The sequence below is a fragment of the Streptomyces sp. NPDC093261 genome (assembly GCF_044753645.1).
GTDB lineage: Bacteria > Actinomycetota > Actinomycetes > Streptomycetales > Streptomycetaceae > Streptomyces.
Window position 1 is genome coordinate 561,401 of record NZ_JBIVNO010000003.1, and the last position, 7,085, is coordinate 568,485.

The following is a 7,085-nucleotide window of genomic DNA, read 5'->3' on the forward strand; positions in this document are numbered from 1 at the left end:
GTTCCAGGTCGGAAGGCGCCGGCCGGGCAGGTGCCGGCCGCCCGGCCCCCGGCCCGGCCGGCGACCGGGCGACGGGCTCGCCGGCCGTTCGGAACCCGGGCGACGGCTGTCAGTCCAGATCGTCGAACGCGTCCGCGAAGTCCAGGCCGGGCAGCTCCGAGACGGAGGGGGCCGTGACGCGCGTAGCGAAATCATCGCGCCGGTGTGCCGGGCCGATGTCTTCCTGGACGACGACCCAGACCGTGACCTCGCCGTGGACGTTGTCCCGGACGCCCCAGTCCTTGGCCAGCGCCGTGATGATGTTCAGCCCGCGGCCGCCGTGCGCGGTGACCGAGGGGGTCGCGGGGACCGGGCGGGTGGGGCCACCGCCGTCCGTCACCTCGACCGTGAGCCGCCCGGAGGCGTCGACGCGCCAAGCGGCGCGTACGTCCCCGTCCCCATGCAGGCTGTCACCCAGTGGTCTGCCGTGGCGACACGCATTACTGAGCAGTTCCGAAAGGATCAGTACGGCATCGTCGATGACCGATTCCGCCACGCCACCGGTTCGCAGTTGATCGCGCATCCGATGTCTTGCTTCCCCCACGCCCGCAGGACCATGGGGTACGGCCATGCTCGACGACGTGGGCACCTCCTGTGCCACCACCAACGCCACCCCCGAGACCTCCTTCGCCCCACGCCACGGTGTGAATGCCCCATGGCAATGGCGCGGAAACCGGACGGTGTCGCTACGCTGACGCATTGCTAACGAACGAACACGCAGCGAACGCGCCGGTGCACACCCCGTCATTACTTGGCCGGTTTCCATCCCTTATGCGACAGGATCCATAGCGCTATGTGAACGGGATCATCCGGCGATGTGAGCGGGATCGGCCGGCGATGCGGGCCGGATCTCCCACGGTGTGAACGGGATCGCCCGGGCGACGTGACGGACCCCGGCACCGGGCGGTGGAGCCGCTCAGCGGTCCGGCCGACGCAGGCGCCTCAGTGTCCGTACCCCGCGCACGCCGCTCGGTGGCCGTTCCCGCGCACGCCGCTCGGTGGCCGTACCCGCGCACCTCGCTCGGTGTCCGTACTCGCGGACGCCGCGCACCTCGCTCGGTGGCCGTTCCCGCGCACGCCGCTCGGTGGCCGTGTCGGCGCACGTCCCTCGGCGGGCGGGTCGGCGGACAACCCTCAGCGGCCGTGCGGCGCACGCCGCTCAGCGGCCCAGCTGGTGCAGAACGGCGCGCGGGCGGTTGGTGATGATGGCGTCCACACCCAGCTCGAGGCAGAGGTCGACGTCCTCGGGCTCGTTCACGGTCCATACGTGCACCTGGTGGCCGACCAGCTTCAGCCGCTGGATGTACGCGGGGTAACTGCGCACGATCCGTATCGAGGGGCCCGCGATCCGGACGCCCGCGGGCAGTCGTCCGTCCCGCAGCCGGGGCGAGAGGAACTGCAGCAGATAGACCGTCGGCAGGTTCGGGGACGCGGCCCGTACCCGGTGAAGCGAGCGCGCCGAGAAGCTCATGATGCGCACCGAGGATTCGGCCGGGGACGCCGGGGCGTCCAAGCCGAATCGCTTCAGCAGATGCAGCAGCCGCTCCTCGACCTGCCCCGCCCAACGCGTGGGGTGCTTGGTCTCGATAGCCAGGTCGATGGGGCGCCCGGCATCGGCGACGAGTTCGAGCAGGCGCTCCAGGGTGAGGACGGAGGTGTCCTCGGGGTCCTGCGGGCGGTGCTCCCAGTCGGGCTCCTCGTCGCTCCTCTTCCAGGAGCCGAAATCCAGCGCGGCGAGGTCGGCCAGCTCCAGGGCGGAGACCGCGCCGCGGCCGTTGGACGTGCGGTTGATGCGTCGGTCGTGGACGCAGACGAGGTGTCCGTCCGCGGTCAGCCGGATGTCGCACTCGAGGGCGTCCGCACCGTCCTCGATCGCCTTCTTGTACGCGGCCAGGGTGTGCTCGGGGGCCTCCTCGGAGGCTCCCCGGTGGGCGACGACCTGGACCAGGTGCTGTCGTGCGTGGGTCACCGCGTCATGGTGCCACCATCGAGGGGAAGGTGTGGTATCGGAAGGCGACGTGACGGTATCGGCGAGGCGTCGGGGATGCAGATTTTTGTTCGGACAGGTCCGATATAAAGAGAGGACACGGACCCACAGCCGCCGCTTATGGTGCCCTGACGTCCCGTGGGAAAAGCTTGACGACGTACAAAAGACTTGCACAGCTGTAACGCGCCCAGCGCCGCGCAGGGTGAGCGAAGGCGGCCGAGTGCGACCCATTGGAACAGCCGTGGAACGAGGAGAAGAGCTGTGAGCACCGAGAACGAGGGCACTGCGGTCCCTCCGGCCCCGTCTGCACCTCCCGTGCCGGTGGACGCTCCCGCTTCCGCGCCGGGCGCGGCTCCCCAGGGGCACGCGCCGTCCGCGGCGACGTCCGGTCCGGTCGCGGGCAGCACTCCGCCCCCGGAGGGTGCTCCGTACCCGCAGGGCGCCGCCCAGCCGGAGGGCGCGCCGACCACCCAGTTCCCGCCGGTGCCTCCGGGGCAGCCCGGCGCCCCCTCGGCCGCCGGGGCGGGCTGGCCGCCGCCTCCGCCGGGGGTCCCCTCCCATGCGGGCGGCGGCGGTGGTGCGAGCGGCGTCTGGGGTGCCGCGTACCAGGAGCCGGCTCCGAAGCCGAGGAAGGGCCGCGGCGGCCTGGTCGCCGCGGTCCTCGTGGCCGCGCTGGTCGCGGGCGGCGTGGGTGGCGGCATCGGCTACCAGCTGGCCAGGAACGACGACTCGACGGGCTCGACGACCGTGTCCGCCGCCACCGGCGGCGGTGACGTCAAGCACGACAACGGCTCGGTCGCGGCCGTGGCCGCCAAGGACCTGCCGAGCACGGTGACCATCGAGGCCGAGAGCACCAGCGGCCAGGGCGGCACCGGCACGGGCTTCGTCTTCGACAAGCAGGGCCACATCGTCACCAACAACCACGTGGTCGCGGACGCGGTGGACGGCGGAAAGCTCACGGCGACCTTCCCGAACGGCAAGAGGTACGACGCCGAGATCATCGGGCACGCCCAGGGCTACGACGTCGCCGTGATCAAGCTCAAGAACGCCCCGTCGGACCTCAATCCGCTCCCGCTCGGCGACTCCGACAGGGTGGCGGTCGGCGACGCGACGATCGCCATCGGCGCCCCCTTCGGTCTGTCGAACACGGTGACCACGGGCATCATCAGCGCGAAGAACCGCCCGGTGGCCTCCAGCGACGGCAGCTCCTCCAGCAAGGCGTCCTACATGAGCGCCCTGCAGACGGACGCCTCGATCAACCCGGGCAACTCCGGCGGCCCCCTGCTGGACGCGCAGGGCGCGGTCATCGGCATCAACTCGGCGATCCAGTCCACGGGCAGCAGCGGCCTCGGCAGCAGCGGCCAGTCCGGTTCGATCGGCCTGGGCTTCGCGATCCCGATCAACCAGGCCAAGTACGTCGCCCAGCAGCTGATCAAGACGGGCAAGCCGGTCTACGCCAAGATCGGTGCGTCCGTCTCGCTGGAGGACGGCAGCAGCGGGGCGAAGATCACCGACCAGGGGGCGGCCGGTGCCGCCGCGGTCGAGTCGGGCGGTCCGGCGGACAAGGCGGGCCTCAAGCCGGGTGACGTGATCACCAAGCTCGACGACTCGGTGATCGACAGCGGCCCGACCCTGATCGGCGAGATCTGGACCCACAAGCCGGGTGACAAGGTCACGATCACCTACGAGCGCGACGGGAAGTCCCACACCGTCGACCTGACCCTGGGCGCCCGCGTCGGCGACAGCTGAGCCGTAGCTCCTGCGTACGGGGCACCGCTCCTACGTACGGAAGGGGTGCCGCTCACCGAGCGGCACCCCTTCCGTGGACCAAAGCGTCAGCCGTTCAGCGGCCGTCGCCTGGCCTGAGGCTTGCGGCGGAGCCACCGCAAGGGCGTGCGCCGCGCCGGGCGAGCCACGATGTCACCACCGGTCGACCTTCCGGACAGCACCAAGCGCAGTCGTACGGGAGTATCCGGGTCGGTGGCCGGAGGGACCTTGATGTCGCCGCGGCTGTAGGTGACGTCGTCGGCGTCGACCACGATCCCCGGCCCGGTGATCAGGGTCAGATTTCCGCCGATGCGCAGGTTCATATCGATGTACAGGGTGTCGTGGGTGATCACGGCCTCGGTGAAGTCGAGCTTCAGATCGCTGAACATCAGCCGGATCTCCATCCGGTGTGGAACCAGCCAGCGACCCGTGCGCCTGCCCTCTCCGAAGCGCTGGTCGATCCGGATCACCTCGCGGGCCTGCTGCGGCATCCCCTCCAGCGGCAGGTCCGCGGTCAGCGCCGCGAGATCGGAGGCGGTGCGTGCCGCCAGCGCCGCCTCGACGCGCTCGTCCAGCTCGGTGGCCGTCAGCCGGCCGTCCCCGGCCGCGACCCGGAGGATCTCCACGGCCTGATCCCGGTCTCGATGAGACACCCGCTGCTCGGACACCGGGCGTTGGGGTGAGGAATCATCTGCTCTGGAGATGTCGCCTGGCATGGATTCAGTGTGCTGGCGGGCTCAGGGGACCGGCAACGCCCGGTCGGGGAAAATGGGGGATGACCCTGACGGATCTCAGGGGACGACCGGACCCGCGGTGGACCACGCCCCCGCGAAACGCGCGAGGCCGGTACGCTGTACCCGCCCCGCCCCAGGTGGGCGGCGCACGGGTGGGTTGCCCGAGCGGCCTAAGGGAACGGTCTTGAAAACCGTCGTGGCGCAAGCCACCGTGGGTTCAAATCCCACACCCACCGCTCCGCAGGTCAGAAGCTTGCAGGTCAGAAGGGGTGCCACTCTCAGGAGCGGCACCCCTTCCGCATGCACCCTGTCTCACTCTGATCCGGCGGTATCCCACCTCTGACCAGCCCGTGCGGCCAACCTGCGGCCAGGATTCACGGGCCCTCAGACTTGCTCTCCTGCTCCGCCAACCCCTGCTCGATCAGCGCGTTCATCCTCGCCTCTTCCCCATCCAGAACCTTGGCGTAGTAGCGCTGAAGAACAGCGACACTCTGTCCCGCGCGGCGGGCCGTCTCCGCGAGGCTCACCCCGGAGCGGAGCCAGAACGAGACGCAGGCATGCCGCAGGTCGTACGGGATCGCAGCCAGCGGAGAGGCGACCTGCGCCGGGGTGAGCGCCTTCCGCCGGGCCTCCTTCCATACAGCGCCATACTCCTGCGACCGAACCGGGCCACCGCGTACAGCGCTGAACAGCCGACCTTCTGCCGTAGTCCCGAACGTGTCGATGTGCTCTCGCAGGATGGTGACCAGGACCGGCGGAATGGGCACGGGCCGCACCGCACGCCGAGCCCGGTGCTTCAGTTGCCGCTCCTCGTAGGGCTTGCCGTCATCGGTCCATACGGAGCCCACCTGTGGACGGGCGCCGGCGAGCATGAGCCGTCCCCACCCCTTCTCTGGTAGTTCGCACTGGTCAGCGCTCAGCATGGAGACCTCTTCAGGTCGCTTTGCGGCGTAGTACATGCACGCGAAGAACGCCACCAGGTGGGCACCGCGCGGACCTTGCGCACGGACCGCATCCAGCAGCGCCCGCGCTTGCGCTGGCGTGGCGACGCTGCGGACGTCCAGCTCTTCCACCGCCTTGGAGGTCTCCCAGTGCACGCGGTGCATGGGGTTGCCGGGCAGCAACTCGTGCTCGACGGCGAGGCGCAGGCAGTTGCTCAGCACGGCGCGGCGCCGCCGGAAGGTGTTCGCTGCGGCTGGCTTGCTTGCGCGCGTGGCACCGCAAGCCGTGGATATGGGTGGACCTCACAGCACCCGAGCACGGCGAAGGCTGACCGTGCCCCCGGCGTGCCCGATGGGGCAGTAACCGACGGGAACAGCGGGGAACCACGGCGCGCAGCCCGGAAACGCGCAGGTCAGCGTTTTGCCAGCTCAGGCCACATCCGCATACGCGATCTTCCAAACTGGGGCTCTAGGCGCCGACAATCAGCCGGGCTGGAGCTTTCCCGTCGCGGTGAGGGTGACCGACGCTGTCCACCAGTCGCGTGATCCACACGGATCATGCGTGGTGTGGTGCACGAGCCGCACCAAGGTGTTGGTCCGGAGCACCTGCTGTCCGGCCTGGTCCGCGGTGAGGGTGATTGGCACTATGCGGCGTGGGTCGGTGCCGGGTGAAGTCGGGACGTGCAGGTGCGCTCCGACAACCCCGCCTGGGTACGAAACGCAGTGAGTGCCGGCGCAGGCTCGCATTGTCGCCTGCGGGTGCGATCGCGTCCAAGCCGAGACGTTTAGTTGGACGGAGGGAAACGCATATACCGCCGAGGCCGCACATACTGTCGGCTGGGTCGTGCACCCAGCAAGCACACCGATCATGACCGTGCTGGCCCCAAGCAGGCGGACCATGCTGACATGTGTCGCACCCGGCACCGTGAAACGAGGGCTCATATCCATGAGACCTTGCTGCACCGATTTTGGTTGCCGCGGACGGCCCAACTTGCATCAGGCGCTTGTGAGCGCTGGGCCGTCTGTGGGCCGTCCGGGGGCGGCCGACGACGACCAACGCTGACAACCACCGACGGTTAGTCGCAGGTCGCAGCGTTGATCGATTGCACGGCCGCAGGTCAGAGACCCGGCCCGTCACTTCTTCGGCTACTGATCCACGTCGAAACAGACGGCGCCGACCAGGCATCATGAGGGGGTGACCGTGCCATTCGTCAACAACCATGGGGTGCCGGAGATCGGCACGGAGCCTTGCCCATGCTGTCGCCACATGACGCTCACTCATCGCGGCGGGTTCGAAATGTGCGAAGTGTGCGGATGGGAGGACGACGGACAGGACGATCAGGATGCGGACGCCATCCGCGGTGGCCCCAACGGCTCGATGAGCCTGACCGAAGCCCGTCGAAGGTTCCAGAGCCGTCAATCCTGCGATACCAGGTGTTCACCTTGTCGGTGAACGGACCAGTGCAGTTGAACCGCTCCGGGATCGGTGGAGGCTCTATGCGTTGACCCCAGCGGCCGGTTGGGGCTGGGGTTGAGCGTAGTGGTTGGTCTCGTGCTCGTGGGGCGGGATGTCGCCGATCGCTGTGTGGAGGCGCTGGTTGTTGAACCAGTCGACCC

General features: G+C 69.3%; 6 protein-coding genes and 1 tRNA gene. 3 read left to right on the forward strand and 4 right to left on the reverse strand.

Features of this window, described 5'->3' with window-relative positions; translation table 11 throughout:
- Positions 1 to 109 precede the first annotated feature (109 nt).
- The gene (locus ACIP94_RS11630; RefSeq protein ID WP_402423092.1) at positions 110 to 739 is read right to left on the reverse strand and encodes an ATP-binding protein; all 630 of its coding nucleotides are present in this window, start codon (positions 737 to 739) and stop codon (positions 110 to 112) included.
- A 459-nt stretch (positions 740 to 1,198) separates the two neighbouring features.
- Entirely contained in the window at positions 1,199 to 2,008 is an 810-nt protein-coding gene (locus tag ACIP94_RS11635) for a glycerophosphodiester phosphodiesterase (protein WP_402423005.1), read from the reverse strand.
- Positions 2,009 to 2,287: 279 nt separating this feature from the next.
- Between ACIP94_RS11635 and ACIP94_RS11640 the strand changes: the two genes are divergently transcribed.
- Complete coding sequence (locus ACIP94_RS11640) at positions 2,288 to 3,775, forward strand: S1C family serine protease (RefSeq protein WP_402423008.1); 1,488 nt, start codon at positions 2,288 to 2,290, stop codon at positions 3,773 to 3,775.
- 86 nt (positions 3,776 to 3,861) lie between these two features.
- Here ACIP94_RS11640 and ACIP94_RS11645 read toward each other — a convergent pair whose 3' ends face one another.
- Complete coding sequence (locus ACIP94_RS11645) at positions 3,862 to 4,509, reverse strand: DUF1707 domain-containing protein (RefSeq protein WP_402423010.1); 648 nt, start codon at positions 4,507 to 4,509, stop codon at positions 3,862 to 3,864.
- A gap of 169 nt (positions 4,510 to 4,678) precedes the next feature.
- Between ACIP94_RS11645 and ACIP94_RS11650 the strand changes: the two genes are divergently transcribed.
- Positions 4,679 to 4,763: transfer RNA gene (locus ACIP94_RS11650), tRNA-Ser, on the forward strand.
- 138 nt (positions 4,764 to 4,901) lie between these two features.
- Here the strand turns inward: ACIP94_RS11650 and ACIP94_RS11655 are convergent.
- Positions 4,902 to 5,690, reverse strand: coding sequence for a tyrosine-type recombinase/integrase (locus ACIP94_RS11655; RefSeq protein WP_402423013.1), 789 nt, complete (start codon positions 5,688 to 5,690; stop codon positions 4,902 to 4,904).
- 1,003 nt (positions 5,691 to 6,693) lie between these two features.
- Here ACIP94_RS11655 and ACIP94_RS11660 point away from each other — a divergent pair.
- The gene (locus ACIP94_RS11660) at positions 6,694 to 6,921 is read left to right on the forward strand and encodes a CPCC family cysteine-rich protein (protein ID WP_402423094.1); all 228 of its coding nucleotides are present in this window, start codon (positions 6,694 to 6,696) and stop codon (positions 6,919 to 6,921) included.
- The last annotated feature ends 164 nt before the right edge of the window (positions 6,922 to 7,085 follow it).